This window comes from Ruegeria sp. TASC047, from assembly GCF_059612445.1.
The window spans coordinates 78,533-105,192 of record NZ_JBXWQP010000030.1 but is presented as its reverse complement, the minus strand read 5'-3'; the positions used below and the strand labels follow the sequence as shown (position 1 = coordinate 105,192).

Genomic DNA, 26,660 nt, shown 5'->3' with positions numbered 1-26,660 from the left:
AAATGCACGAGGCCAATCCAAGTATTTCATGCCAGCCGCCTCCAACCGCTTGATTCAAAAAAAACTCTGGGTTTAGACTGAAAATCCGGTCCCCTGGATTAAGGCGCACCGGATCAAAGCCCGGCCAGGTTCGAACGAACCCAGCACAGGAGGCAGACCCATGTACCGAATGCGACTGTTCGCGATTCGTCATGCCCGCACTTTCGAGTGGATCTATAAATGTGTCGAACGCGGCATGGTCGCGATGGACCCGCTATTTGCAAAGATCGGATATAACCGCGTCGAACGCCCCATCGCACTGGTCGAGAAGGGCGTCAAAACCCTGTTGTTCGATTGCAAGATGTGCGGGCAATGCGTGTTGTCATCAACCGGCATGTCCTGCCCGATGAACTGCCCAAAGCAATTGCGCAATGGCCCCTGTGGCGGCGTACGTCCCGGCGAGTTCTGCGAGGTGAAGCCGGATATGAAATGTGTCTGGGCCCTGGCCTGGAACGGAGCCAGCCGCATGCGGCACGGAGCCGACAAGATAAAAGAAGTTCTGCCACCGGTGGAGCACACGTTGAAAGGCTCGTCATCCTGGTTGCGGGTCAGCCGCGAGATTGCAGCGCGCGAGCGCGAGACCCGGGATGCTGCCCGATTGGCGCTGGCCGAGGCATTCCCCGAAGCGCGCGAGAATGAACCTTCTGCGGCACCACTGGCCGCCGAACCACCCAACGCGATAAACCGGGAACTGAAGAAATGAGTGATACCCATCGCAACGAGGTGGAGCCGATTGGCTATGTTCCGGTTCCCCAAGGATATGTGTCGCACAGCCGGTTGGAAAAGGTACTCCGTTCAGGCCGTTTCGCAGTCACAGCCGAGTTGAACCCACCCGACAGTGCCGACCCCGAGGATGTTTATCAGGCGGCCCAACCGCTTGGCGAAGTGGCTGACGCGATCAATGCAACCGATGCTTCGGGCGCGAACTGCCATATGTCCTCGATTGGGATTTGTGCCTTGCTGACGCGCGCGGGTTATTCTCCGGTCTATCAGATTTCCTGCCGCGACCGGAACCGGATTGCCATTCAGGGCGATGTTCTGGGGGCTGCGGCGTTGGGCGTCAGTAACGTGCTGTGCCTGACCGGCGACGGCGTCGGCGTCGGGGATCAGCCGGGGGCAAAACCGGTTTTCGATTTCGATTCCCTGACCCTGCTGCGGACGATCCGCACGATGCGCGATCAGGGAATGTTCCTTTCTGGTCGTAAGATCACGCGCCCGCCGCAACTGTTCCTTGGTGCTGCCGAAAACCCCTGCATACCGCCTTATGACTGGCGACCTGATCGTCTGGCAAAGAAGGTTGAGGCCGGGGCCGAGTATATTCAGACCAATTACATCTACGACATTCCGCTGTTCGAGAAATTCATGGCGCGGGTGCGCGATGCGGGACTGGACAAGAAAGTGTTCATCATCGCGGGCGTCGGCCCCATCGCGTCAGCGCGTGCGGCACGCTGGATGCGCAGCAATGTTCCCGGCATTCACATCCCCGATCAGGTAATCGAGCGGATGGAGAAAGCCGAAAAGCCAGCTGACGAGGGCAAGAAGATCTGTATCGAACTGATCCAGCAGATCCGCGATATCGCGGGGGTGTCCGGCGTTCATGTGATGGCCTACAGGCGCGAACACGTGGTGTCAGAGATCATTCTGGAATCCGGTGCGTTGAAAGGGCGAAAACGCGCCCGCCCGTCCTGAAAGGCACAGGCAAAAAACAGCGTCCAAACAAAAAAGGCGCCGGTCGGGCGCCTTTTGCATGGAAGTGTTCGCCGATCAGTCGAACTTACGCGACGGGGCCAGTACCATGGCTTCACCGATCAGAACCTTCTTGCCCTCGACCGAGCAATGGCAATCCAGTTTGACGCGACGCTTGGAAAAGTCGATGTCGATAACTTTGACCTCGGCGTAAACCATGTCACCGGGGCGCACGGGGGCCAGGAACTTCAGTGACTGCCCCATATAGACCGTGCCATGGCCCGGCAGTTGTTCGCCAATCACGGCCGAAATCAGCCCAGCTGTCAGCATCCCGTGCGCGATGCGCCCTTCGAAGATTGTATCGCGGGCATAATCATCATCCAGATGCACCGGGTTCCGGTCTGTCGAGATCTGCGCGAACATCTCGATATCTTCGTCCGTCACCACTTTGCGCAGGTGGCGGGACATGCCCATTTCGATGTCTTCGATACAGATCGTTCCGCGTGGAAGATTGTCCAACATGTTGCCCTCACTCGAAATCGACCGAGAAAGAAAAAACCACTATCCGGCCTAGGTTGGCAACTTTATTACTTCGCAGTTGCAGAAAATCAAGTCTTTTCTTGCTATCTCAATCGACCGATTGTGTAGGTCGGGTTGATCTTTTCCCTTTCGATATAAGCTGTTAGGGATTCGTGATCCGGATGGTGCAACGTTTTTGTCTCGGCCGCCGCCAGCCCGCCCGAAATGAACAGGGAATCAATGCCTTCACCCATGCCCCCCAGAATGTCCGTATGGGGGCCGTCGCCGATCACCAGAATGTCGCTGTCCGGGATATCATGGCCCAGTTCCTGCAACCTGCGGCGCGCCAGATCGTAGATCGGCGGGTGCGGTTTGCCGAAATACAGGCTCTCGCCGCCCATCTCGGTATAGAGCTTTGCCAAAGCGCCGGCACACCATTCGCGCACCTCGCCGCGATCGACAACAATATCGGGGTTTGCGCATAGCAGCTTCATGCCCATCTGCTTGGCATAGAGGAAATCGGGGCGGTTCACGTCCGGGTCAGCCATCGGATCAAAGGGGCCACAGCAGACGATCCCCTCGGCCTCTCTCAGCGGGACACGTTCGATATGGATCGGGTGGTGCAGCAGTTTCAGTGGCTCGAAAAAGCCCGCATCGCGCTGCCATTCCCCCATGAAGTAAACCTTGTGCCCGACAGCGCCGCGGAACATCGCCGACCGCGCGGAATCGCCGCTGGTGGCGATGGTGTCATAGGCATCTGCGGGAACATTGAACTGCACCAGTTGCTCGGCCACACCCGCACGGGGTTTGGGCGAGTTCGTGACTAGCACGACAAGCCCCCCGTCCGCGCGATAGGCTTGAAGGGCTGCGACAGCTTCGGGATAGGCCGTGATTCCGTTGTGAACGCACCCCCACAGATCGACAAACAACGCTTTGTAGCGGGCAGAGATTTCGGACAGCGCGTGAACGATCTGGGTCATATGTGGCCTCAAGCTGAAACTGCACGAGCCTTATGACCGATTGGCAAGGGATTGGCCACCAATCGATAGGTGGCCACCCTGTATTTCATCTGTCGGGTACAGGTCTGCCCAGGCGCAATGCCGAAGGCGCAGACTCAGGACTAATAATGCAGGGCCTGTTTTACTCAGAACGACAGACCCCGCGTGTTTCTTCAGACCTTCAGGTTCGGAATGATCTGCTTTTTACGGCTCATGATGCCCGGCAGAACCACGGCGTCGCCATCGACGGATGCGCCAAAGCTTTTCTCGGCAACGGTTTTGACCAGATCGTTGGGCACCAGCAGAGTGGCTTCCTCGTTCAGGATATCGACGACGAACAGCAGCACCTGATCGACACCGTCTTCCTTGGCGACATCCACCATCGAACCCGCCAGGCTTGCCTTGCGGTCCAGAATGACGCCCGGCGCAGTGGTTTCCAGAACCGAAACGCGGAATTTGGTGCCATCGACCTCGTATTCCTTGCTGTCCATGCGGATCAGTTCGGCATCCGAGAAGGACGAGACATCCGATTTCGCCGCAAACATGTCTGCCGCGTAAGCCGAGATATCCAGCTCCAGCTCGGCTGCCAGCCGCTCAGCAACCTCGCGGTCATGGGGCGTGGTGGTGGGCGAGCGGAATTCCAGCGTGTCCGACAGGATGCAGGTCAGTGCCGCGCCCTTGATGGCGTCAGGCATCTTGGCCGCATCGTCACCCATCAGGTCGACCATGATGGTGGCCGTACAGGCCAGCGGGCGCACGGTGATGTCGATCGGGCCTTTTGTTTCCAGACCACCGACCAGCTTGTGGTGGTCGATGATGGCGCGGATGTCCGCGTCATTGACATTGGCGGGCAGTTCGGCGGGGTTGTTGGTGTCGACGATGACCACCGGAGTGTCCGCGGCCAGATCGTCCAGGATGCGCGGTTTGGGCAGGTCCCAGTTGTCCAGCATGAACGCCGCTTCGGTGTTGGGTTCGCCCAACAGCACGGGCTCGGCCTGCACACCTTTGATTTCGTTAAGGTACCACGACCACAGGATCGGCGAGCCTGTGGAATCGGTGTCGGGGGATTTGTGGCCAAATACGAGCGTTGTCATGTCAGCGTCCTGCGGAATGGAAATTTGCGCGCCTTATAGGGCGGACAAACGTCCTTGTCACGCCACAGCAGCCCGTCTGCGACGCTTGGTCTGAAAACCGCTGAACCGGCTTAGAAAGCGGCGCGTGTCAGCGTGTATCCGGCCTGCCACAGCTGGTTCAGCAAACCGTGATCGTCACTCAGATGACCTGCGCCGACCGCGATCACTGCCGTCTGATCCGTGATGGCCAGAATATGCTCCATCCACAGGGCATTCCGCTGGACCAGCATCTGCTGCTCGAACCCGTTCCATTCCTCATCGAAGACGTCCCGGCTCAGCCCGGATTCTTCGAACCCCTGCAGGCGGGCAAATTGTATGATCTCGGCGTGCTTTTCTTCCAGATATCCATTGGCCATGGTGGCCAGTTGATCGTTGCTTCCCATCATCGCCCCGGACAGGCGCACCAGTGACTCGACCTGCTGTTCCAGAGGGTGGCTGTCGAACATGGCGATCAGGTCGTCGATACGTTCCAGCGAGTGTTGCGGAATGCCGTTTTCTGCGGCGAGATCGTTCAGGCGGGCGTCCATGCCGTAGGTCCCGTTCGGATCTTCCATCATGCAGGGCGGGATGCTCAGCATCATGCTCAAGAACCACGGTCGCATTTTGGCCGCCATCCAGCCGGGAATGCCGCGCTGGTTCAATGCGGTCGAGAATGCGGCCCAGTCTTCATCTCCCATCAGGTCGATCAGGGTCGGCCCGGATGTGATCATTACAGCGCTGAGATTATTGGCCAGGTTTTTTTCGAATGCGTCCATGTCAGCCTGGGTGACTTCGAAATAGAACGCGTCAGCCTTGCTCAGGTCCGGAGACAGGCGTTCAACCACCTTTTCCATGCGTTCGTCATACGTGTGCAGGGTGCCAATGATGTGCAGAACCGTGTCATCCTTGCGCGCAATCCAGTGGTTGCCTTCCGGAAAGGGGATGTCCGCCACCGCGCGCTGCAATTCGGCCCGCGCGTCATCCGACAGCTGCGGGCGCAGGTCCTGCCCATCGCACGCAGCCGCAGCCGTGATCGGGGCCAGTAGAAAAGCAAGAAATGTCAGCAGGCGCATGAACCCATCCGGTGTTGTGTCATCAAGGTGTTCCAGACATAGCCATGCCTGCGACCCATGTTCAAGCAACCCGTCTGGTATTCCTCAACAATCTGCGTAGCATAGGCCCCATGAACCGCGAGCAGGACCTCTATCCCCCGATCAAGGCGCTTTTGGAGCGTCAGGGATACACCGTCAAAGGAGAAGTGGGCGCAGCCGATATCGTCGCGATGCGCGAAGACGAGCCGCCTGTGATTGTCGAACTCAAGCTCAGGTTCACGCTGTCCCTGTTCCATCAGGCAATTGCCCGCCTGAAACTCACGGATCAGGTCTATATCGGGGTCAGCAAACCCACCGGGCGCACGGCCCGACGGGCGCTCAGGGACAATCTGGCGCTGTGCCGCAGGCTTGGTCTGGGTCTGATCACCGTACGTTCTGATGGCACGGTCGAGGTGCAATGCGATCCGGGGCCCTATGCACCGCGCAAGAACAAGGCCAGGGCGGCGCGGCTGCTGCGCGAATTCGACCGGCTGGAGGGCGACCCCAATTCCGGGGGCGCGACACGTCATGGGATCGTGACGGCCTACCGCCAGGATGCGCTGAAATGCGCGGCCTTTCTGGCCGAACACGGCCCAGCCAAAGGGGCCGAGGTCGCCAGATCGGTGGGTGTTCCGGTCGCCACCCGGTTGATGCGGGAAAATCACTATGGCTGGTTCGAGAAGGTTGAAAAAGGTGTCTACGCTCTTACCTCTGAGGGAACAGACGGCTTGAAACACTGGGCCTACAGCTGGGAACAGGCCGACTGAGCCGTTCTTAAAAAAATCCCAAACACCTTGTTGACTCGGCGTTTTAGAGTCCCTAGCTATGCGTCGTTATCACTCACACACACCGAGTGCTAACGCCTCGTCGAACGGCGAGGGGAGGATAAACAAAACTTTGAGCCCAAGGAGCTGCAAAGATGGCATTGAAACCGCTTCATGACCGTGTGCTGGTTCGCCGTACCGAAAGCGATGAAAAAACCGCAGGCGGACTGATCATTCCTGACAGCGCAAAAGAAAAGCCCAGCGAAGGCGAAGTCGTCGCAACCGGCGAAGGCGCGCGCAAGGACAGCGGCGAGCTGATCGCAATGGCGGTCAAGGCTGGCGACAAGATCCTGTTCGGCAAATGGTCGGGCACCGAGGTCCAGGTCGACGGCGAAGAGCTGCTGATGATGAAAGAAAGCGACATCATGGGGATCATCGAGTAAGCCCGCGCTTTCTCTGATCTTCCACTCAACACATTTTCTCAAGGAGAAACGACATGGCTGCAAAGGACGTCAAGTTCGACACCGATGCCCGCAACAAGATGCTGAAAGGCGTCAACATTCTGGCGGATGCTGTCAAAGTGACCCTGGGCCCCAAAGGCCGCAACGTGGTTCTGGACAAATCCTTCGGCGCACCGCGCATCACCAAAGACGGTGTTTCGGTTGCCAAGGAAATCGAACTGGAAGACAAGTTCGAAAACATGGGCGCGCAGATGGTGAAAGAAGTCGCCAGCCGCACCAATGACGAAGCCGGCGACGGCACCACCACCGCGACCGTTCTGGCGCAGGCCATCGTAAAAGAAGGCCTGAAGCAGGTTGCAGCGGGCCTGAACCCGATGGACCTGAAGCGCGGCATCGACCTGGCAACCGCCAAAGTTGTCGAAGGCATCCGTGCTGCTTCGCGCGAAGTCAAAGACTCGGCAGAAGTTGCTCAGGTTGGCACCATCTCGGCCAACGGCGAAGCTGAAATTGGCCAGCAGATCGCGGACGCGATGCAGAAGGTTGGCAACGAAGGCGTTATCACCGTCGAAGAAAACAAAGGTCTGGAAACCGAGACCGATGTTGTCGAAGGTATGCAGTTCGACCGCGGCTACCTGTCGCCTTACTTCGTCACCAACGCAGACAAGATGATCGCAGAACTCGACGACTGCATGATCCTGCTGCACGAAAAGAAACTGTCTTCGCTGCAGCCGATGGTTCCGCTGCTCGAGCAGGTGATCCAGTCGCAAAAGCCGCTGCTGATCATTGCAGAAGACGTTGAAGGTGAAGCGCTGGCAACTCTGGTTGTCAACAAACTGCGCGGCGGCCTGAAAATTGCTGCTGTCAAGGCACCGGGCTTCGGCGATCGCCGTAAGGCCATGCTGCAGGACATCGCAATCCTGACCGGCGGTCAGGTGATCAGCGAAGATCTGGGCATGAAGCTTGAGAATGTCACAATGGACATGCTGGGCACCGCCAAGAAGATCGAGATCAGCAAAGACGAAACCACCATCGTCGACGGTGCTGGCGAGAAAGCCGAAATCGAAGCACGTGTTGCTCAGATCCGCACCCAGATCGAAGAAACTTCGTCGGATTACGACCGTGAGAAGCTGCAGGAACGCGTTGCCAAACTGGCAGGCGGTGTTGCCGTTATCCGCGTCGGCGGCATGACCGAAGTTGAAGTGAAAGAGCGTAAGGACCGTGTGGACGATGCTCTGAACGCAACACGCGCAGCCGTTCAGGAAGGCGTCGTTGTAGGCGGTGGTGTTGCTCTGGTTCAGGCCGGTAAAGCACTGGAATCGCTGAAAGGCGCGAACGCTGATCAGGACGCAGGCATCAACATCGTGCGCAAGGCCATCGAAGCGCCGCTGCGCCAGATCGCCGAAAACGCAGGCGTTGACGGTGCGGTTGTTGCTGGCAAAGTGCGCGAATCTTCGGATCCGGCCTTTGGTTTCAACGCTCAGACCGAAGAATATGGCGACATGTTCTCGTTCGGCGTGATCGACCCGGCCAAAGTTGTCCGTACTGCTTTGGAAGACGCGGCATCTGTTGCCGGCCTGCTGGTCACCACCGAAGCGATGGTTGCAGACAAGCCGCAAAAAGATGCGCCTGCTGGTGGCGGCATGCCCGACATGGGCGGCATGGGCGGCATGATGTAAGCACGTCGAATTCGCCTCGGCGAATTCTGACGACCCCTAACAGGCGTTTGGCTGCAAGGTCAGGCTGTCGAGAGGGGAAGCAAAGTGCTAATGGACGGGGTCGCCTTTTAGGCGGCCCCGTTTCATTTCCGATGGCCGCAATGCGGCCATGCCTCCGGCGGGAGTATTTTGGAAAAGATGAAGGCTGGGCCGCGTGTGCCCGAATTGTGAGTGTCCAACGCGCCGCCAAGTCGGTATGTGGTTGAAATGCGACTGTTCCTTCTGACCGCCCTGACCATGTGCGCCTTTGCGGCGAACTCCATTCTGAACCGGCTGGCTATCGACAGCGCGTCCAGTGATCCTGCGGGGTTCGCCATTATTCGGGTTCTGGCGGGGGCGTTGGTTCTGGCTGCACTGGTGCTGCTGCGCAGAGGACATTTGCCCCTGCGCAACCGCAGGCGGTTTATCGGGGCGGGGTCGCTTTCCCTGTATATGATCGGGTTTTCCATTGCCTATCTGACGTTGGATGCGGGGCTGGGCGCGCTTATCCTGTTTGCCGTTGTGCAGATCACCATGTTCGCCGCCACCGCCCTTGCCGGGGCCAAACCCACCCGGCGACAGCTGGCCGGGGCAGGGATTGCACTGGGTGGTCTGGCCTGTGTTCTGTGGCCCACAGGAACAGTGCAGGTCGATCCAACCGGAACCGTTTTGATGATTGCAGCCGGGATCGGCTGGGCAGCCTATTCACTGGCCGGGCGGTCCGAGCCTGATGCGTTGCAGGGCACGGCCGCAAATTTCATCGTCGCGCTGCCGGTGACCGCGCTGGCCCTGATGGCCACAGGGGCAGAGTGGCACATGACCGGATTGGGCTATCTCCTTGCGGCCTTGTCAGGTGGCGTGACCTCGGGTCTGGGATACGCCTTGTGGTATCGCGTTCTGCCCCAGCTGGCACCTTCGACGGCGGCAGTCGTCCAGCTCAGCGTGCCGGTGATCGCGATTGTGGGCGGCGTGGTGCTGTTGGGGGAAAGCGCGGGTGTGCGGCTGCTTGTTGGTGCGGCACTGGTTTTGGGCGGTATCGCGCTGGCTGTCCTGCGACGTCAACGTGGGAAGGGCTTTTAACGCAGGCGCACAGGCTTTATCTGGCGGGTATGAGAATTCTGATCGCCCTGCTTTGTTGCCTTTTTCCCGCCGTGGCCAGCGCAAAATGCGTTGTCCTGCTGCACGGTCTGGCCCGGACCGAGGCGTCATTCAGCGTGATGGAACAACTGTTCAAAGCGAATGGCTATTCCGTCGTGCGCCCCGGTTACCCATCGACCGAAATCGGTATCCCCGAACTGGCCGAACAAACCATCCCGCAAGCATTTGCAGCCTGCGGCAGTGACACCGTCAATGTCGTTGCGCATTCCATGGGCGGCATCTTGTTGCGATACTGGTTGCAGGACCACAGCCCTGAAAACATGGGCCGTGTCGTCATGCTGGGGCCACCCAATCAGGGTAGCCAGCTGGTCGATGAACTCAGCGCGTGGGAGGTGTTCGGATACCTGAACGGCCCGGCCGGACTGCAACTGGGTACGGGCCCGGATGGTATTCCCAGCCGCCTGCCGCCCGTGGATTTCGAACTGGGTGTCATCGCAGGTGATCAGTCCTTGAACCTCGTGTTTTCATCTCTGATCGACGGCCCGGACGATGGCAAGGTGTCGGTCGAATCCACCAAGGTCGAAGGCATGGCCGATCATCTCGTCTTGCCGGTGACCCACACCTTCATGATGAACAACCCGCAGGTCATGGCACAGGCTTTGCACTTCATCGAATTTGGTCGGTTTGATCCGCAGATCACTTGGCTAGATGGTGTGATGGACGTAATAGACGAGATCTGCATCGGGCAAAATTGCTCGGAACCGGAGGCGGAGCCATCAGAATGACCACATTGGATCTGACATTGACCGGTGCCGAGGTTCTGCTACCGGATGAAGGGCTGTCACGCGCAGACCTCTCCATTGCGGATGGGGTCATTCAGAAAGACGCAACCGGGCGGCGGATTGACCTGACCGGGTTTCTTGTTCTGCCAGGTATTGTCGACTTGCACGGCGATGGGTTCGAACGCCATATCGCCCCACGTCGCGGCGCGATGAAGCAGATGAATGAGGGCATTCTGTCGGTCGAGGCCGAACTGGCCGCCAACGGCATCACCACAGCCGTTCTGGCGCAGTTTTACAGCTGGGAAGGCGGCGTGCGCGGCCCGGACTTTGCCGCGCAGGTGTTTGCGGCCATCGCAGCGGTCAAGGACAGCACGGTCACCGATCTGATCCCGCAATTGCGGTTTGAGACCAATATGCTCGCGGATTACGACGGGCTGGCCCGTCGCATCGCCGATTGGCAGGTGCCATACGTGGTCTTCAATGATCACCTGCCGCATGATCGTTTGGCACAGGGCAAGAAACCACCGCGCCTGACCGGGCAGGCATTGAAGGCCGGACGCAATCCGGAAGCGCATTTTGCGATGCTGCTCGGCATGCACGCCCGCAAGGCTGAGGTTCCGGCCGCGCTAGAAGCGCTCTGTTCGGACCTTGCGGAAATGGGCGTGCGTCTGGGCAGCCACGATGACGCAACTGCCGAGGCGCGCGCTTGGTGGCGCAGCCAAGGGGTGCGTATTGCCGAGTTTCCCGAAAAGCTTGAAGCCGCCGAGGCCGCGCGCGCTGCTGGGGATCACGTCATTCTCGGCTCGCCCAATGTGGTCCGCGGTGGCTCGCATAAGGGCAACGCCAGCGCGGTAGAGCTGATCGCCATGGGGCTCTGTGATGCGCTGGCCTCGGATTACCATTATCCCAGTCCTCGCCGCGCGGCGCTGATGCTGGCCAAAACCGGGCTGCTGGATCTCGCAGGGGCCTGGGCGCTGATCTCATCCGGCCCCGCGCGGGTGCTGGACTTGCAGGACCGGGGCACGCTTGCCGCGGGCAAACGCGCCGATCTGGTAATCCTTGATGCAACCACTCACCGGGTCGCCGCGACATTGGCGGGCGGGCGCTTCAGCTATATGTCAGGGGATATCGCGGTGCGCTTTGTGGGGTGAAACCAGACCGGCTTCACCTTTTTCCAAATACTCTCGCCGAAGGCATCGCGCCGCAGCGCGATATTCTACCGCATGATCCGGTTGAAATGTCCCATCTTGCGACCGGCCTTGACCTCGGCCTTGCCGTAAAGATGCAGCGCGACGTCCCGTTCGCGCGCCAGCTCGGGCACACGGTCCATATCGTCGCCAATCAGGTTCTCCATCACCACATCCGAGTGGCGCTGCCCGTCGCCCAACGGCCAGCCCGTCACCGCGCGGATGTGCTGTTCGAACTGATCCACGGCGCAGCCATTCTGTGTCCAGTGGCCCGAATTATGCACGCGCGGCGCGATCTCGTTCACGATCAGCCCGCCGGGTGTCACGAACAGCTCAACGCCCATGACACCGACATATTCCAGCGCGTTCAAGATATTGGCCGCCAGCAGGATGGCATCGGTGCGCTGGGCGGGGGACAGTCGGGCAGGAATGGTGGTGGTGTGCAGGATGCCGTCGCGGTGCACATTCTCACCCGGGTCAAAACAGGCCACCTGACCGTCCAGCCCCCGCGCTGCAATGATCGAAACCTCGTGTGAGAAATCAACGAACCCCTCCAGAAGGGCAGGCGCACCAGCCATATCGGCCAGCGCGGCCTCGGCATCCCGGGGGGTGCGCAATCTGGCTTGTCCTTTGCCGTCATAGCCAAAGCGGCGGGTCTTCAGGATGGCGGGCGTGCCGATTTCTTCGATGGCCGCATTCAGGCTGTCCAGATCGGTGATATCCGCAAACGGAGCCGTTTTCAGGCCAAGCCCTTGCAGGAACGTCTTCTCGGTCAGGCGGTCCTGACTGACCCTCAATGCCTCACGCCCGGGACGAATGGGGCGATGGGCTTCCAGAATATCCAATGCCTCGGTCGGGATGTTCTCGAACTCATAGGTGATGACGTCCACCGCATCGGCGAAGGCCGTCAAGGCGTCGATATCGTCGTAGGCCGCTGTCGTAACCCGATCCGCAACCTGCCCGGCAGGCGGGTTTGCGCCCGGCTCGTAGATGTGGCTGACAAACCCCAGCCGAGAGGCCGCCACCGACAGCATCCGGCCCAGCTGGCCGCCACCCAGAATCCCGATCACTGCACCTTGGGCGAGCATCTCCGCCATCGTCAATTCTCCAAACGTTTTCCAATTGCGCCAAGCGCCGCTCTCAGCGCCTCATGCGCGCCCTGTTCGATCAGGGTGCCCGTCATTTGCAGGCTCAAAGTACCTTCGGTCGCCAAAGCGTCGCGCTCCTGTGCCAACCGCCCGGCTGTGCCTTTTTCCATCGCGGCGAGAAAACCCGCCATCAACTGCGTGGTATAGAACTCGGCCCCGTCCGCATCGCCGGTTACGTCACCCAGCCATTCGGCCCCGGTGGCCATCAGATCCAGAATGCCGGGAACCATGGCACAAATGGCAAAATGCGCGTTCAGCGCCACCTCATCCGCAACCTTGACCACGGGGTTTTCCGGCTCAAACAGCTCGGCCAGCAAGCGGTCATTGCCGAACGCCGCCATCGGACAGCCACCGGACTGCAAGAACCCCAGTGGGATGGTTTGGACGAAATCCGACGCAGGGGCGCAAAGCTTGGCCAAATCCTCGGCGGAAACGGCCGCCATAACTGACACGACCTGCTGATCGGCACGAAAGGTCAGGGGGGCCAGAACCTCGGCCGCAATATGCGGGCGCAGGCACAGGAACACGATGTCCGAGGCGTCAATCACCGCTTGCGGCGGCGCGATAGTCACGCCCAGTTCGGCCTTCAGGGCGGTCGAGACCTCGGCGTTGCGTTCTGTCACGCTGATCTCATGCCCTTTGGCGGCCATCAGCCGCGCAATCGGCGCGGCGATATGCCCGGTGCCGATAAACCCGATCCGGCTCATCCCAGCGGTTCCTCGGGGATCGAGGCGGACAACGCGTCACGCCAGGCATCCAGCCGCGCGGCCAGGGCTTCATCCTGCAAGGCCAGAATGCCCGCGGCCATCAGGCCTGCATTGGCCCCGCCAGCGGACCCAATTGCCATGGTCGCCACCGGAAAGCCCTTGGGCATCTGCACAATGGAATACAGCGAATCCACCCCCGACAGGGCCCGCGTCTGCACAGGCACGCCAATCACCGGTACGCGTGTTTTCGAGGCCATCATGCCCGGCAGATGTGCTGCTCCGCCAGCGCCCGCGATGATCACCTGCAACCCGCGTGATACGGCGGTCTTGCCATAGTCCCACAACCGGTCCGGGGTGCGATGGGCCGAAACGATACGCGCCTCATAAGCGATGCCCAGTTCATCCAGAATATCTGCGGCTTCCTTCATCGTGGGCCAGTCCGACTGGCTGCCCATGATGATCCCCACTGTCACATCGCTCATCCGCTTACGTCCCCGCGCTCAGAAAGAGCGCGCACTATAGCCAAATCCGCTTTTGTGGCAATGCGGTACAGGGCGTTCAGGCAATGATATCGGGGGTCAGGCGGTCTTCGATCAGGCGGATGAAGTCTTTCAGGCGCAGTTTTTCCTTTTTCAGACGCCGAAGGGTCAACTGATCAGCCGTTCCTTTTTCGTGCAGCGCCTCGATCGCCTCATCAAGGTCGCGGTGCTGGCGGCGAAAAACCTCCAACTCAACCCGCAGAACTTCTTCGGTTTTCATTGAAAGGTCGGTGGGCGCGTTCATTGGCGACTCGGGCTTGTTGTGGTGCTTGCCCAACAAGATAGTGTGTCAGACGTTATCGCGCCAGACCTTGTGGACATCCTGTTTTCTTCCCATATTCTATAACAAGCGGTTGCCGGAACGGGACCGCACACCACGTCGCTTTGACAATAAAGGACGAAAATACGTGTCGAAACTTACTCTTGGCTCATACCCGCATCTTTTGGGGTTCGAGCAGCTGGAACGCCTTCTGGAACGGTCTGCCAAGGCCGGTAATGAAGGATACCCGCCCTATAACATCGAACAGACCTCGGACTTTTCCTACCGCATCACCCTTGCGGTGGCCGGGTTCGCCGAAGAGGATCTGTCGATCACCATCGAGGATCGCCAACTGGTGATCCGGGGCCGTCAGCGCGACGACAGCGAGGGGCGCATCTTCCTGCACCGTGGCATCGCGGCGCGTCAGTTTCAGCGCATGTTCGTGCTGGCCGACGGGGTCGAGGTGGGCGAGGCGATCATGGAAAACGGTCTTCTGCATGTGGATCTGACCCGCGCCGTGCCGGAAACCGTGGTTCAGACAATCAACATACGGAAGGGGTAAGAGCAATGAATACACCGATTGAAATCAACACCGAAGGCGATCGTATCGTCTATGTGAAAACAGTCGACGTTGCCGATCTGCCGCGTGATCTGCGCGATCAGGCAGGTGATCTGGATCACCTTTATGCCGTGCACGATTCCGATGGGCAGCAACTGGCGCTTGTGGCCGACCGCAAGCTGGCCTTCGTTCTGGCCCGTCAGCACGACCTTTCACCTGTGGCCGTTCACTGAACGGCCCCTTTGTCCGGTGGGGCTGAAACGTTCCCCGCAACACACGCGCATCGGCGAAACTGCCGCTTTTAACCTGTAACGGAGCCGACTGCATGAGCTGGTTTGAATTCGACTGGGTAGACGCCTTCACCAATCGTGCATTTGGCGGCAACGGTTGTGCCGTGGTCCACGGCGGCGCGGGTCTCTCGGCCGAGGTCTGCATGGCCTATGTGCGCGAAACCTCTCTGGTCGAATGCACATTCACCGGCCCGTCCGACGTGGCCGACATCCGCGTCCGGTATTTTCTGGCCAGCCGTGAAATTCCCTTTGCCGGTCATCCGACGATTGCCACCGTAGCGGCGATGCGGTCGCGCGGCATGATCTCCGGCGATAACCTGACGCTGGAAACCGGCGCTGGCATCGTTTCGATCGGATTGCAGGGCGAACAGATTGAGATGACGCAGGTCGCCCCGCAATTTGGTGCGCATGTGCCAGCCGATCTGGTGGCAAAGGCGATCAGCCTGCCGCAAGAAGCCATCATCTCGCCACCCCGGATGGTTTCAACCGGCTTGCCCTTCTGTATCACCGTTCTGCGCGATCATGACGCTTTGCGCGCGGCCCGCCTGTCCGAGGACGCGCTGCGCAAAGTGGCTGCGACGGCAGGGTATTCCGGCTCGGATATGGCCGAGCCGTTTCTTGTGACGCTCCAAGGGGCTACCGACGCGGGCGATACGTTCTCGCGCCTGCTCATGGCCCCGCCCAGCCCGCCCGAGGATCCGTTTACCGGGTCCGCCACCGGGTCCATGGCGGCCTATCTGTGGAAATATGGGCTGATGACCAAAGACAGTTTCGTTGCGGAACAGGGTCACGATATGGGTCGCCCCGGTCAGGCCGTTGTCACTCGCGTTGGCCCCACCGACGCGATGACGGGAATCAAGGTTGCCGGTCAAGGGCACATCCTGATGCGCGGGCAGGTTGATCTGCCACAAGCCACCCAGTAGCCGAACCGTTCCCGTCCCCAGGGACTGCCCGGAACGCCTCAGACTATCAAAACAAAAACGGCCCCCGAGAACCGGAGGCCGCGGCATTCATTCATCTGGTTCAGCCGGCTGCGATCAGGCCCATGCTTTCCAGCTTCAGCAGCACCTGATGAGCGCAGTTGTCGACCTCGACATTCTCGGTCTCGACACGCAATTCAGGGTTCTGAGGCACGTCATACGGGTCCGAGATACCGGTAAATTCCTTGATCTTGCCTTCGCGGGCCAGCTTGTACAGACCCTTGCGGTCGCGCCGCTCACACTCTTCGATGGTGGTCGCGACATGCACTTCGCAGAAGGCACCGAACTGCTCGATCTCTTCGCGCACCGCGCGGCGCGTGGTGGCATAAGGTGCGATCGGGGCGCAGATGGCGATGCCACCATTCTTGGTGATCTCGGATGCGACATATCCGATCCGGCGGATGTTCAGGTCGCGATGCTCTTTCGAGAAACCCAGTTCGGATGACAGGTTTTTCCGCACGACGTCGCCATCCAGCAACGTGACCGGACGGCCCCCCATCTCCATCAGCTTGACCATAAGCGCGTTGGCGATGGTGGACTTGCCCGAGCCCGAGAAGCCGGTGAAGAACACGGTAAAGCCCTGCTGGCTGCGTGGCGGCTTGGTCTTGCGCAGCTCGGCCACCACTTCGGGAAAGCTGAACCATTCGGGGATTTCCAGACCCTCGGCCAGACGGCGGCGCAGCTCGGTGCCCGAGATGTTCAGGATCGTGACATTGTCCTTGTCCAGAATCTCGTCATTCGGCTCGTATTGCGCGCGTTCCTGCACATAGACCATGTGCTTGAAATCGACCATCTCGACGCCGATCTCGTCCTGGAACTGGCGGAACAGATCCTGCGCGTCATAGGGGCCATAGAAATCTTCCCCGGCCGAGTTCTTGCCCGGGCCCGCGTGATCGCGGCCCACGATGAAATGGGTGCAGCCATGGTTGGCACGGATCAGCCCGTGCCAGACCGCCTCGCGCGGGCCAGCCATGCGCATCGCCAGATTCAGCAGGCTCATCGAGGTGGTGGATGCGGGATACTTGTCCAGCACCGCCTCATAGCAGCGCACGCGGGTAAAGTGGTCCACGTCGCCCGGCTTGGTCATGCCGACGACCGGGTGGATCAGCAGGTTGGCCTGCGCTTCCTTGGCGGCGCGGAAGGTCAGCTCCTGATGCGCACGGTGCAAGGGGTTGCGGGTTTGGAAGGCCACGATCCGGCGCCAGCCCAGCTTGCGGAAATAGGCGCGCAGCTCGTTCGGCGTATCGCGGCGACCGCGGAAGTCATAGTGAACGGGCTGCTGGATGCCCACGACGGGGCCACCCAGATAGACCTTGCCCGCCACATTGTGCAGATAGTTCACAGCCGGGTGGGCATCGTCATCGGCACCAAAAACCTTCTCGGCCTCGCGGGCCTTGTTCGGGGTCCAGCGGTCAGTGACCGTCATGGTGCCCAGAATCACGCCTTCCTGATCGCGCAGCGCGATATCCTGACCCAGTTCGATCTTGTCCGCAAAATCTTCGCTGACGTCCAGCGTGATGGGCATCGGCCACAGCGTGCCATCAGCCAGACGCATGTTTTCAACGACATTGTCGTAATCGGCTTCGCTCAGAAAGCCTTTAAGCGGGTTGAAACCGCCATTCATCAGCAGTTCCAGATCACAGATCTGGCGCGGGCTCAGATCCCAACTGGTCAGGTCGGCGGCTTCAACCTTCAGTTTCTGGGCCGAGTCATACGACACATAAAGTTCGGGAATGGGGGCCAGGTTGCTTAACATCGTCATCTGAATACTCTTATCGCAGTGTTGTGTTGCCAATGATTCAAGGGCGTTTTCGGGGCATTTGCACCGACTGTCGCGCGAAGTCCACTGGCGTCAATGAAACAAAGGACGATATGCTCTGATTTCTCGCGGATTGGAAGGAATTTCCAACTCTGAAATCAAAATGATGATCTGGTTCCCCTGGGCGTAGATAATCCGATCATGCAAGGTATGACTGTTCCTGTTTTCGCGTGTGCGGCGCAAGCTCGGACGCGCGGGTGACTGGCAGGGCGGGAATCGGATCGGCAACGCCGCGCAGCTGGAACATCCGGATACCCTCCGGCGGCAGGTCCATACCCGCAGCCTTCAACACCTCTTGCGAGACCAGCAACTCGACCCCCAAGGCCTTGGTTTCGCTTTCCAGTCGGCTGGCCACATTGACGGCGTCGCCGATGATCGTTCTCGCGGCATGTCCCTGCGCGCCAATCTCACCCAGCACCAGATCACCAAGGTGTAAGCCCATTCCGATGCGAATGCCGGGGCTGCCTTCGGCCTCAAGCTGCTCGTTGAACCGGTCGAGGGCATGGCTGATATCTATCGCAGCCTTCAACCCCGCGCTGGCGGATGCGGCTGCATCGGGTTTTTCGAAAACCGCCAGCAACCCGTCTCCCATATACTTGTCCACGACACCGCCGTCCTTGGTGATGGCAGGCACGACGGCGTCGAAGAACCGGTTCAGCAGGAACACGATATCATAGGGCAGCTGCCCCGTCGTGCGGGCGGTAAATCCGCGCATGTCCAGAAACAGCACGGCCAGTTTCCGTTCCTGCCCCTGACTGGCATGCCCGCGAACGCGCCCGCCATCCGGTTGAAAAACGCGGAAAACGGTGGTCGGTTCCGTCGGGCGGATCTGGCAGGCCAGCCGTGTCTGCGGTGAGGCGCCGACAGCGGCCAGGCTGCGGGCCTCGACATCGCCGGGCGGGGGCAGGGCGTTAGCGCCTTCCTCGATGATGACGCGGCATGTGGTGCAGCGTCCCTTCCCGCCGCACAAGGCCGTATGGGGCACACTATGTGCCTGCGAAATCTCAAGCAGTGTCATGCCCTTTTCGGCATCCACCTCGGGCCCGTTGCTGTAACTTACCCGCACCGAATGCCTGCGCCGCCACAGCTTGCGCCCGATATACACAAGACCCGTGGCCGCCAAGGCGAGCCAGAACGCCAAAAGGGCATTATCCTTGACGGTGAACATGGTCTGGAACGCCTCGGGCGAGGGCCAGTTGTAATGCTCGATATATTGTTCCCGCAGAAACTCATCCGCGAATTCCAACCAAATGCGGCGGCCCTCGGTCAGCAGACCAGCCAAGGCGAACATAGGGATGAAGACGGCAACACCGATCAGATAGGGTACGGCGCTGGACCACCATTTCGTCAGCCGTAACCACATATGCAGCCCGATACAGCCATGCACCCAGACGATCAGCAACAGTGCGCTTTGCATCCAAATCACGGTACTGGGCCACATCAGGATGATGATGTACCCCATCTCGTCATTGACGTCATAGATCTCGTGCGCGACCCGGGTCTGAATGACATGCGAGATCAACTGCAAAGGTATCAGCAGACCAAGAACCACCTGCAACGCCGTGCTGAACGGCATGCGCAGGGTCCGGCGCTGTGCGATCGAGGCTAGCGCCAGACCGGCATGTGTGAACAACGCCGCATAAAGCAGCAGGCTCATAAGACTGTGCCGCGTCACCGCTGTTCGACCGTCCTGCATCCCGTGCAGATAATCGGTGTGAAACAGGCCCAGTCCGATGTTGATGAAATGGAAGAAAGCGAAAGCAAACAGAACCAACCCGCTGCCGATCCGAAGCCGGGTTGCCCAACCGCCACGCCACAAAGCGCTCTTCAAGAATACCACCTGTATCGCTGTTCGCCTTGGTTGGACTTTGCGAGGACGTTCGCGGTCAGGTCAAGGCTTCGGGTGCAAATCTAGGCCCGCCAGTGGGTCGCGGTGTGTTGGGATTGAATTGATATCTTGTCCGCACAAAACAGCACCAGATGGCTGAGGTCAGGGCGCGAGCGCGAGCTGTAGATCAAGCCGTCCGCCCCTATTGCCCGCGCTTTATCCGAAAAAGACCATGTGGGCGAAGGGATCCCCGTCGCGCGAATATCCTGCCAGATCACCGACGCTGCCGTCTGCCCGCGGTAATCCACCAACTGCGCGTTTTCCACCAGAAACCTTTGTATCACGCGGTCGGGATCATCACCCGAGACGTAGCGCCGGATGGCGACCGAAGCGCCTTCGGCGCTGAGCGAGGCATAAAGCCCGAACTGTCCGGAATGGTGAAAGCGCCCCTCGGGCGCGCGGGCAGGCAGCAATGGGGCTGCTGCCTGCGACGCAAACAGAATTCTCCAGACAGGGCCAGAGAATTCAAGCATGTATCAGTCCTGTTCGGCCAGGAACCGTTCGGCATCCAGTGCCGCCATACAGCCCATTCCCGCGCTTGTTACCGCCTGACGATAGACATGGTCGGTCAGATCGCCTGCCGCGAACACGCCGGGGATCGAGGTTTCGGTGCTGCCCGGTTTGGTGACGACATAGCCACCCATATGGGTTTCCAGCGTCTCCTTAACCAACTCGTTCGCTGGGGCGTGGCCGATGGCGACAAAGACGCCCTTGCACGGGATCTCGGTAATCTCGCCGGTTTTGACATGTTTGACCCGAACGCCTTCAACGCCCAAAGGCGCGTCGGTGCCGATCACTTCTTCCAACTGGTGGAACCACATCGGTTCGATCTTTTCATTCTTCAACAGGCGATCCTGAAGGATCTTTTCCGCCCGCAACTCATCACGGCGGTGGATCAGGGTCACCTTGCTGGCGAAATTGGTCAGGAACAGGGCCTCTTCCACGGCTGTGTTGCCGCCGCCGATCACCACGATTTCCTGCCCGCGATAGAAGAACCCGTCACAGGTGGCGCAAGCCGAGACGCCAAAGCCCTTGAATTTCTCTTCCGACGGCAGACCCAGCCATTTCGCACGCGCGCCGGTGGCCAGAATGACGGCGTCCGCCGTGTATGTGGTGCCGCTGTCGCCCTTGGCGGTGAAGGGGCGCTTGCTGAGGTCCAGATCGCTGATGATATCGCCGATCACCTCGCATCCCATGGCCTTGGCATGGTCCTGCATCCGCACCATCAGGTCCGGGCCCTGCACCTCGGTGTCGCCGGGCCAGTTTTCGACCTCGGTGGTCGTTGTCAGCTGACCACCGGGTTCGATGCCCTGTACCAGAATGGGTTCCAGCATGGCGCGGCTTGCATATACGCCTGCGGTGTATCCTGCGGGTCCTGACCCGATGATCAGAACCTTGGTGTGTCTTGTGTCGGCCATGGTGCCCCCGCTCGAATTGCCTGAATTGGGCCCGCGGCCCGTCGCCCCGATATAGCGACCGACCGGCCCGGCTTAAAGCCCCTTACTGTTCAGGCCCCCGCGGGCTGGGGTGCCCTGGGTTTTAGGGGAGAAGGCGAAAAGGAAACAAAGAAAATTGCGCATCTGCGAAACATTATTGCGCGCGTGTAGGGTGCTGATATAAGAACCGAAAAAATCAGGAGCATTTGATGGTCACGACTCGGCTGGATGATATTGATCGCAAGATTCTGGCGGAACTGCAGGCGGACGGTCGTATGACCAATGTCGAGCTGGCAAAACGGGTCGGAATCTCGGCCCCGCCCTGTCTGCGCCGGGTGCGCACACTCGAAGAATCCGGTTTCATCACTGGCTATCACGCCGAGGTCAACTCGCGCGAGTTGGGGTTCGAGGTTCAGGTATTTGCCATGGTCGGTCTGGACAGCCAGGCCGAAGTCGAACTGCGCGCGTTCGAAGGCCGCTGCCGCGAATGGCCATTGGTCCGCGAATGCCACATGCTGAACGGCGAAGTGGATTTCATCCTGAAATGCGTCGCACCTGACCTGAGCAGCTTTCAGCAGTTCCTGACGGGCGAGTTGCTGACCACGCCAAACGTGGCCAGCGTCAAGACATCGCTCGTTATTCGCGGCGCAAAAGACGAGCCAGGCGTACCGTTCGACGTTCTGGAAGAACGTATGAACCGGACCGCGTAACGCCAACACGTTTTGGTTGCGCGGTGATTGGTGGCAACAGTGCTGCCACCGCAAGGGATAGAATCCAACTTATTACCAGCTGCATGATGCCCCCCATAATGCAGTAATCACAATCATGCTCAGGCCGTCATCGCGTCGATCTCACCATCTCCGGCGCGCGGCATCAGCAGCGGGCCGAAATCGTTCAGCGACTCGATATGCGCGAACAGGTTCAGATAGATCGACCGAAGCGAGTGGCTGATCATGCGAACCGCATTCACACCTGGATGATATGTTTCGAACTGTAATCCATCTACGCGAATAACGGAATGGCGTTTTAAACAAATGTGAAACAGTTCAACGGGGGTAGGCGGCATTGTTTCAATGACACCCATCCCGTCCTGAAATTCGGACACGGGTGTAAGAATCGGCTGCCCCCCATGCAGGTGCCGTAAATGCGCAGGTGTTCCCACGATTCGCGCCGCCGGGCCAGCAATGACACCCGACATTGGCTTTTGCATCCCGAACGTATCCGCCATGATCCGCGTCAGCGGTCGCGTCCGGCCACGTGAATCCGCTCGTCCGGGGATCAACGTGACAGATCCCTTCCACAGCACGGTTTCCGATGCACCATCCTGCGTCAGGACCGTATCCCCCGGCATCAAATCCTCGATTGCCATCGGTCCATGTTCCGTTTCTACCAAAGATCCACGTGTGAAGGCGCAAAACGCGTCTTCAAACATCGGCAGGGCAGGCGCGATGTGGCGGGTCTGAACCACATCTCCGTTCTTCAAAAGGCTGCTGACCTCATAGCGGCGCAGCTGGGCTTTTGGCTTGGAAACCGGCCGCGACGCGTCCCGCAGCATAACAGACGTTTCGATAGCATTTCTGGCCGCGCGGGCCAGTGAATTAGGAATAGTCATTAATATTCCGTCCCCTCAAAATGTTCGGTCAGGCGCGGCGTACCCCCGTACAGACCCGCCCGGCGAACTGGTTCTTTGTCTTGAAACAAATGGGTGACCCTCGGGCGGTGACCGGTACGGTCCCGCAACGCGACTAAATCTCGCTTTCCAATGGTCAACACATTGACCCCCCAGACAAACTCGTACTTCACGGGCGAAATTGCCCGCACACACACAACTCCTAAAAAGTCACGAACCCCTCGCTCGTGACGCGCGATACATCAGGCCGGAGCGAACCTGATACACGTTGACCCAGATGAGACCGGCAGCTTGGTCTCTGGGTTTTCTGTCTCAGCGTCGTGCCGCGATGCGACTGGCGACCCTGACAGAATTGCTTGTTACCCGCTTCCACGGCATTTCCAGGTTCTGGTCCCGAGTGGCCGCGACCATGGCTTTCAGAAAGCGTGATTTGGTTTTCATTTTCATTTTCCTGCTCTGAACGGAGATTTCCTCCCCGTATCCTCTGTAAACCTTTTGTGACGCGGGTTTGCGGCAGGGATAAGGCTTATCCGGGATGATTTGCGGACAGAAAAATGAAGTCAGACGGACCTCCCACTCAACACGCCAGCGCCCGATTTTCGAACGTCAGATACCGATCTGAATACTGGCAAAAACTCGTTACGATTCTGATGCCCAATCAACACAACAAATGTGGCGGAAAAGTGGCAGGGCACCTAAATCTGGACGAAGATCACAATCTTATGACGGAAATCAACCGCCCGTAATCGACCTCGTTCGCGTGCGTTGATCGGCGATAGGAATAGAACCTGTCAGGGTCGGAATATGTGCAGTGCCGGGTCCACTCGGCCTGTCCGATTCCCGCCTGCCGCAGCCGGTGCAACCCGAAGGCGGGCAGATCAAATTGCAGGCGGTCACTTTCACCATTGGCAAAAAAGCGGCTGTTGTCCGGCGAATCCGCCAGGAACGTGTCCAGAAACTCTGGCCCCACCTCGTAAGCGCGCTGGGAAATACTGGGTCCGATCACGGCGCAGATATTGCTGCGGTCGGCTCCCAGCGCCTCCATCGCGTCCAGCGTCGCTTCCAGAACACCGTCCAGCGCGCCGCGCCACCCCGCATGGGCCGCACCGATCACATGCGCGTCGGGATCGGCGAACAGAACCGGCTGGCAATCGGCCGTCAGGATCGTCAGGGCCAGACCGGGTGTTGCTGTGACAATGGCATCCGCTTTGGGCTTTTCACCGTCAACCGGGGCTTGGACTGTCAGAACCGTTGGGGAATGAACCTGATGCACCGCGACCATTGCCTCGGGGTCCACCTCCATCGCGTCGGCCACCCGCCGCCGGTTCAGCGCGACAATCTCGGTTTGATCCGAGGACCCCTGACCGCAGTTCAACCCGCTGAAAATTCCTGAAGACGCGCCGCCGCGACGGGTAAAGAACCCATGGCGAAATGGCGACAGCAGATCCGAGGTCAGAATTTCCAGCGTCATGGTTCCAATCCTGGTGGTGGGGCTGCATAGGCCGGGAAAAGGCCCATCACCTTGAACAGATTTCCCATTTCATCAGGATGCGTCAACCGCCGATGCGCGGCAATCAGCGCATCCAGCTCGGAACCGCTCAATGCCTTGGACAGGGCTTGCGCGCGGGCGGTGATCCCCAGCCGTTCAAGGAAGACGCCCTGCGGTGTCAAGCGTGTATGCCTGCACCCACAGGCGCGGGTCGCAACGGCCAAAGGCTCAAAATCCACATGCGCGGTCAAATCGGCCTGACCGGGCGATGCCAGAGGATCGGAATGTTCGTGGTTTTGCAGAGCCTGCAAAGTATCGCCCAGCGAATGCCAGTCGCCATAATCCACAATCAATGCCGCGCCGCCATGGCTGGCGACCCGCCCCGCGATCACGGTCAAAACGGGAATCGCAGCAGCACACAGTTCGACCAGATCACCGTCCTTGGTGTCCGACAGTCTATCATTCAACGCCACCTGCGGCCCGATCGCGCCCAGTCCGAACGTCAACCCGCCGTCACGCTCACCCACCAGACGCTCGCGCCAGCCCGTACCGTCACGCTGAAACTGGCGGATGGGCAGGGCATCAAAGAACTCGTTGGCAACCAGCATCAGCGGCTGGTCGGGCAGGTCGGCGATCATGTCGATCCAGGCCGCCCCGTATTCGTTCAGGGTTTCAGCCTGCACCTGTTTCAATACAGGCGATGCTTCGACCAGAACTACCTGCGCCGCCTCGTGAAAACCGGGTACAGACCGTGTGGCGCGCAGAATATCGGCCATCAGGGTACCGCGCCCCGGCCCCAGCTCACACAGGGTAAACGGTGCGGGCCGTCCCTGATCCATCCAGCTCTGCGCCAGAGACAGCCCGACCAGCTCTCCGAACATCTGACTGATTTCCGGCGCTGTGGTGAAATCCCCCGCAGCCCCCAGCGGATCACGGGTCGTGTAATAGCCCAGCGTCGGATGCAGCAGGCATTCAGCCATGTAATCCGCCACGCTCATGGGTCCATCCTGCCGGATGCGGGCGACCAGATGATCGGTCAGGCTCATACTGCCTGCCGCCGCGCGCGCAGGGCAAACCACAATCCAAGCGCGATCATCGGCAGCGACAGGAACTGCCCCATGGTCAGCCCGTACCCGCCCACATGCCAGGCCAGCCCCAGCGGATTGCCGGGCGATACGAATTGTGCGTCCGGCTGGCGAAAGAACTCGACGATAAAGCGCGACGCGCCGTAGCCCGCAAGAAACGTCCCCATGACAAGGCCCGGTGTGCGAAAACCGCCGCGCCGATAGACCAGCCACAGCAATACCGCCCCAAGCAACACCCCCTCCAGCGCGGCCTCATACAGCTGCGACGGGTGCCGGGCGCACATGCCTGCGACCACGCCGGGGCAATCCTGCGCAGCATATCCAGGAAAGATGACAGCCCAGGGCAGCTCACTCGGGCGGCCCCACAGCTCGGCGTTGACGAAATTGGCCAGCCGCCCCAGCAGCAATCCGGGCGGAACGGTGTAGGCAACCAGATCCCCCAGCGACAGGGCAGGGATCCGGTGCCGTCGTGCAAACAGGTACGACGCAAGGATCACGCCCAGCAGGCCGCCATGAAACGCCATGCCGCCTTGCCAGACCTTCACGATCTCCAGCGGGTGCGACAGGTAATAACTCGGCTGATAAAACAGCACAAAGCCCAGCCGCCCGCCCAGAATCACGCCCAGAATGATCCAGGTAACCAGATCCTCCAGCTGTTCGGGCTTCATCGGCGGGCCATCCGCAGGCCAGAGCGCCGGGCGGCGCAACGCCACAACAGCCAGCCGCCACGCGATCAGGATGCCCGCGATATAGGCCAGCGCATACCACCTTAACGCGAACTCCATCCCGAACAGCGGGATCGAGAACAGTTCGGGCGACAGATCGGGGAAATTCAGAACAGCCTGCATGTGCGTCTCATTGCCCGGGGTTTGCAGGTCAAGTCAACCTTGAGCCTGCGCCATTCTTTGCCCATATACAGGTAAACCGCGAGATCGGAGAACAGATATGCAGACCCGCAACAAAATCCTGGATGACGTGTCCCAGCTGATGACCAACGCCATGGGCGTGGCGCAGGGCGCGCGGGAAGAGGCTGAAAACGCGATGAAGTCGATGATCGACCGCTGGCTGGCCGACCGCGATTTCGTCACCCGCGAAGAATTCGACGCCGTGCGCGCCATGGCTCAGAAGGCGCGCGAAGAAAACGCGGCACTCGAAGCCCGCATCGCCGCGCTCGAGGCGAAACTGGACAAATAACGCCCCGGCGTTCCCTTTATTCACAATTTTCGGACAAAGCATTCCGCCGCGCAATCCAGCCCGGATTGTGCGGTGCTGTGTATTCTGACGTGTCGCAGAATTTATTCAAGACAAAGCTGACTCTGGCGCCAATATTTTGATCGCCGTTGCCTTCTGTCCACAACTTATTGCTGTTATCCCCAATAATTAGGGTTGCCAGAACTTAC

General features: G+C 59.7%; 30 protein-coding genes. 13 read left to right on the top strand and 17 right to left on the bottom strand.

The features are described from left to right. The first annotated feature begins 160 nt into the window (after window positions 1-160). A complete protein-coding gene (locus AC2FLO_RS12870) occupies window positions 161-742 on the top strand; it encodes a methylenetetrahydrofolate reductase C-terminal domain-containing protein (RefSeq protein WP_496753575.1) in 582 nt (193 codons plus the stop codon). Continuing rightward, the gene (locus tag AC2FLO_RS12865) at window positions 739-1,728 is read left to right on the top strand and encodes a methylenetetrahydrofolate reductase (RefSeq protein WP_480487560.1); all 990 of its coding nucleotides are present in this window, start codon (window positions 739-741) and stop codon (window positions 1,726-1,728) included. The genes AC2FLO_RS12870 and AC2FLO_RS12865 overlap by 4 nt, the downstream gene beginning before the upstream one ends. A gap of 75 nt (window positions 1,729-1,803) precedes the next feature. Here the strand turns inward: AC2FLO_RS12865 and AC2FLO_RS12860 are convergent, their stop codons facing one another. The 4 genes from AC2FLO_RS12860 to AC2FLO_RS12845 form a co-directional block, all read right to left on the bottom strand. Continuing rightward, on the bottom strand, window positions 1,804-2,247 hold the full coding sequence (locus tag AC2FLO_RS12860) for a MaoC family dehydratase (protein WP_267362989.1): 444 nt from the start codon (window positions 2,245-2,247) through the stop codon (window positions 1,804-1,806). 101 nt (window positions 2,248-2,348) lie between these two features. Beyond that, on the bottom strand, window positions 2,349-3,224 hold the full coding sequence (locus AC2FLO_RS12855) for a TIGR01459 family HAD-type hydrolase (RefSeq protein WP_496753573.1): 876 nt from the start codon (window positions 3,222-3,224) through the stop codon (window positions 2,349-2,351). A gap of 191 nt (window positions 3,225-3,415) precedes the next feature. Then, window positions 3,416-4,336, bottom strand: coding sequence for a manganese-dependent inorganic pyrophosphatase (locus tag AC2FLO_RS12850; RefSeq protein ID WP_480475459.1), 921 nt, complete (start codon window positions 4,334-4,336; stop codon window positions 3,416-3,418). A gap of 110 nt (window positions 4,337-4,446) precedes the next feature. Then, entirely contained in the window at window positions 4,447-5,427 is a 981-nt protein-coding gene (locus AC2FLO_RS12845) for a TraB/GumN family protein (protein WP_496753571.1), read from the bottom strand. A gap of 110 nt (window positions 5,428-5,537) precedes the next feature. Here AC2FLO_RS12845 and AC2FLO_RS12840 point away from each other — a divergent pair, with 110 nt between their 5' ends. From AC2FLO_RS12840 to AC2FLO_RS12815, 6 genes are all read left to right on the top strand, one after another. Further along, the gene (locus AC2FLO_RS12840) at window positions 5,538-6,212 is read left to right on the top strand and encodes a DUF2161 domain-containing phosphodiesterase (RefSeq protein ID WP_496753608.1); all 675 of its coding nucleotides are present in this window, start codon (window positions 5,538-5,540) and stop codon (window positions 6,210-6,212) included. A gap of 152 nt (window positions 6,213-6,364) precedes the next feature. Further along, window positions 6,365-6,652, top strand: coding sequence for a co-chaperone GroES (gene groES / locus AC2FLO_RS12835; RefSeq protein ID WP_170536247.1), 288 nt, complete (start codon window positions 6,365-6,367; stop codon window positions 6,650-6,652). A gap of 53 nt (window positions 6,653-6,705) precedes the next feature. Beyond that, the gene (groL, locus tag AC2FLO_RS12830; protein WP_480587939.1) at window positions 6,706-8,346 is read left to right on the top strand and encodes a chaperonin GroEL; all 1,641 of its coding nucleotides are present in this window, start codon (window positions 6,706-6,708) and stop codon (window positions 8,344-8,346) included. Between the two features lie 246 nt (window positions 8,347-8,592). After that, a complete protein-coding gene (locus AC2FLO_RS12825; protein WP_496753569.1) occupies window positions 8,593-9,444 on the top strand; it encodes a DMT family transporter in 852 nt (283 codons plus the stop codon). Between the two features lie 29 nt (window positions 9,445-9,473). Next, window positions 9,474-10,247 (top strand): alpha/beta fold hydrolase, encoded by a 774-nt coding sequence (locus tag AC2FLO_RS12820; protein WP_480587935.1) that lies wholly within the window; start codon window positions 9,474-9,476, stop codon window positions 10,245-10,247. Then, window positions 10,244-11,395 carry an alpha-D-ribose 1-methylphosphonate 5-triphosphate diphosphatase gene (locus tag AC2FLO_RS12815; protein WP_496753567.1) on the top strand — a complete coding sequence of 384 codons (1,152 nt, stop codon included), beginning with the start codon at window positions 10,244-10,246 and terminating at the stop codon, window positions 11,393-11,395. Before AC2FLO_RS12820 ends, AC2FLO_RS12815 begins: the two co-directional genes overlap by 4 nt. A 65-nt stretch (window positions 11,396-11,460) precedes the next feature. Here the strand turns inward: AC2FLO_RS12815 and AC2FLO_RS12810 are convergent, their stop codons facing one another. The 4 genes from AC2FLO_RS12810 to AC2FLO_RS12795 form a co-directional block, all read right to left on the bottom strand. Further along, the gene (locus AC2FLO_RS12810) at window positions 11,461-12,528 is read right to left on the bottom strand and encodes a 5-(carboxyamino)imidazole ribonucleotide synthase (RefSeq protein ID WP_496753565.1); all 1,068 of its coding nucleotides are present in this window, start codon (window positions 12,526-12,528) and stop codon (window positions 11,461-11,463) included. Between the two features lie 2 nt (window positions 12,529-12,530). Beyond that, window positions 12,531-13,286, bottom strand: a complete 756-nt coding sequence (locus AC2FLO_RS12805) for an NAD(P)-binding domain-containing protein (protein WP_496753563.1) — start codon at window positions 13,284-13,286, stop codon at window positions 12,531-12,533. Next, on the bottom strand, window positions 13,283-13,768 hold the full coding sequence (purE, locus tag AC2FLO_RS12800; protein ID WP_480539325.1) for a 5-(carboxyamino)imidazole ribonucleotide mutase: 486 nt from the start codon (window positions 13,766-13,768) through the stop codon (window positions 13,283-13,285). The genes AC2FLO_RS12805 and purE overlap by 4 nt, the downstream gene beginning before the upstream one ends. Before the next feature lie 76 nt (window positions 13,769-13,844). Next, window positions 13,845-14,069: a YdcH family protein gene (locus AC2FLO_RS12795; RefSeq protein ID WP_267362973.1), complete on the bottom strand. Its 225-nt coding sequence runs from the start codon at window positions 14,067-14,069 to the stop codon at window positions 13,845-13,847. Between the two features lie 163 nt (window positions 14,070-14,232). Between AC2FLO_RS12795 and AC2FLO_RS12790 the strand changes: the two genes are divergently transcribed. From AC2FLO_RS12790 to AC2FLO_RS12780, 3 genes are all read left to right on the top strand, one after another. After that, on the top strand, window positions 14,233-14,646 hold the full coding sequence (locus tag AC2FLO_RS12790; RefSeq protein WP_058275530.1) for an Hsp20 family protein: 414 nt from the start codon (window positions 14,233-14,235) through the stop codon (window positions 14,644-14,646). Window positions 14,647-14,651: 5 nt separating this feature from the next. Beyond that, entirely contained in the window at window positions 14,652-14,876 is a 225-nt protein-coding gene (locus tag AC2FLO_RS12785) for a DUF1150 family protein (protein WP_209504776.1), read from the top strand. Window positions 14,877-14,968: 92 nt separating this feature from the next. Continuing rightward, complete coding sequence (locus tag AC2FLO_RS12780; protein ID WP_496753560.1) at window positions 14,969-15,856, top strand: PhzF family phenazine biosynthesis protein; 888 nt, start codon at window positions 14,969-14,971, stop codon at window positions 15,854-15,856. A 100-nt stretch (window positions 15,857-15,956) separates the two neighbouring features. On the opposite strand, the gene AC2FLO_RS12775 is transcribed toward AC2FLO_RS12780, so the two are convergent. From AC2FLO_RS12775 to trxB, 4 genes are all read right to left on the bottom strand, one after another. Beyond that, a complete protein-coding gene (locus AC2FLO_RS12775) occupies window positions 15,957-17,675 on the bottom strand; it encodes a bifunctional sulfate adenylyltransferase/adenylylsulfate kinase (RefSeq protein WP_496753558.1) in 1,719 nt (572 codons plus the stop codon). Window positions 17,676-17,871: 196 nt separating this feature from the next. Continuing rightward, on the bottom strand, window positions 17,872-19,563 hold the full coding sequence (locus AC2FLO_RS12770) for an adenylate/guanylate cyclase domain-containing protein (RefSeq protein ID WP_496753556.1): 1,692 nt from the start codon (window positions 19,561-19,563) through the stop codon (window positions 17,872-17,874). A gap of 80 nt (window positions 19,564-19,643) precedes the next feature. After that, on the bottom strand, window positions 19,644-20,093 hold the full coding sequence (locus tag AC2FLO_RS12765) for an RES family NAD+ phosphorylase (protein WP_480587921.1): 450 nt from the start codon (window positions 20,091-20,093) through the stop codon (window positions 19,644-19,646). Between the two features lie 3 nt (window positions 20,094-20,096). Beyond that, entirely contained in the window at window positions 20,097-21,038 is a 942-nt protein-coding gene (trxB, locus tag AC2FLO_RS12760) for a thioredoxin-disulfide reductase (protein ID WP_480587919.1), read from the bottom strand. A 227-nt stretch (window positions 21,039-21,265) separates the two neighbouring features. Here trxB and AC2FLO_RS12755 point away from each other — a divergent pair, with 227 nt between their 5' ends. Further along, window positions 21,266-21,766 (top strand): Lrp/AsnC family transcriptional regulator, encoded by a 501-nt coding sequence (locus AC2FLO_RS12755; protein ID WP_209504770.1) that lies wholly within the window; start codon window positions 21,266-21,268, stop codon window positions 21,764-21,766. A gap of 119 nt (window positions 21,767-21,885) precedes the next feature. Here AC2FLO_RS12755 and AC2FLO_RS12750 read toward each other — a convergent pair whose 3' ends face one another. From AC2FLO_RS12750 to lgt, 5 genes are all read right to left on the bottom strand, one after another. Beyond that, complete coding sequence (locus tag AC2FLO_RS12750; RefSeq protein ID WP_496753553.1) at window positions 21,886-22,668, bottom strand: Hint domain-containing protein; 783 nt, start codon at window positions 22,666-22,668, stop codon at window positions 21,886-21,888. 330 nt (window positions 22,669-22,998) lie between these two features. Beyond that, window positions 22,999-23,127: a hypothetical protein gene (locus AC2FLO_RS12745; protein ID WP_496753552.1), complete on the bottom strand. Its 129-nt coding sequence runs from the start codon at window positions 23,125-23,127 to the stop codon at window positions 22,999-23,001. Between the two features lie 271 nt (window positions 23,128-23,398). Beyond that, the gene (gene pgeF / locus AC2FLO_RS12740) at window positions 23,399-24,157 is read right to left on the bottom strand and encodes a peptidoglycan editing factor PgeF (protein ID WP_496753550.1); all 759 of its coding nucleotides are present in this window, start codon (window positions 24,155-24,157) and stop codon (window positions 23,399-23,401) included. Then, window positions 24,154-25,221: a class I SAM-dependent methyltransferase gene (locus tag AC2FLO_RS12735; RefSeq protein WP_496753548.1), complete on the bottom strand. Its 1,068-nt coding sequence runs from the start codon at window positions 25,219-25,221 to the stop codon at window positions 24,154-24,156. Before AC2FLO_RS12735 ends, pgeF begins: the two co-directional genes overlap by 4 nt. Beyond that, window positions 25,218-26,108, bottom strand: a complete 891-nt coding sequence (gene lgt, locus AC2FLO_RS12730) for a prolipoprotein diacylglyceryl transferase (RefSeq protein WP_496753546.1) — start codon at window positions 26,106-26,108, stop codon at window positions 25,218-25,220. Before lgt ends, AC2FLO_RS12735 begins: the two co-directional genes overlap by 4 nt. 97 nt (window positions 26,109-26,205) lie before the next feature. Between lgt and AC2FLO_RS12725 the strand changes: the two genes are divergently transcribed. After that, on the top strand, window positions 26,206-26,454 hold the full coding sequence (locus tag AC2FLO_RS12725) for an accessory factor UbiK family protein (RefSeq protein ID WP_050604795.1): 249 nt from the start codon (window positions 26,206-26,208) through the stop codon (window positions 26,452-26,454). The last annotated feature ends 206 nt before the right edge of the window (window positions 26,455-26,660 follow it).